General features: G+C 76.2%; 1 protein-coding gene. It reads left to right on the top strand.

The window, feature by feature from the left end:
- Positions 1 to 196, top strand: a 196-nt coding sequence (locus JHD63_RS24440) for a histidine kinase dimerization/phospho-acceptor domain-containing protein (protein WP_304952660.1), incomplete at its 5' end; no start/stop codon positions are given.
- Positions 197 to 302 lie beyond the last annotated feature (106 nt).

Below are 302 nucleotides of genomic sequence, written 5' to 3' on the forward strand. Positions count from 1 at the left end.
CGAGGCGCGCCTGCATACCGACCGGCTGGCGGCCATGGGCCGCATGTCGGCTGCCGTCGCCCACGAAATCCGCAATCCGCTGGCGGCCATTGCCCAGGCCAACGCCCTGCTGGACGAAGACCTGCACCTGTCTCTTATACACATCTCCGAGCCCACGAGACCGTACAGGAAATCGCGTATGCCGTCTTCTGCTTGAAGAGGGGGGGGGGGGGGGGGGGGGGGGGGGGGGGGGGGGGGGGGGGGGGGGGGGGGGGGGGGGGGGGGGGGGGGGGGGGGGGGGGGGGGGGGGGGGGGGGGGGGGG

The sequence above is a fragment of the Xylophilus sp. ASV27 genome, assembly GCF_016428875.1.
Taxonomy (GTDB): Bacteria; Pseudomonadota; Gammaproteobacteria; order Burkholderiales; family Burkholderiaceae_C; genus Xylophilus.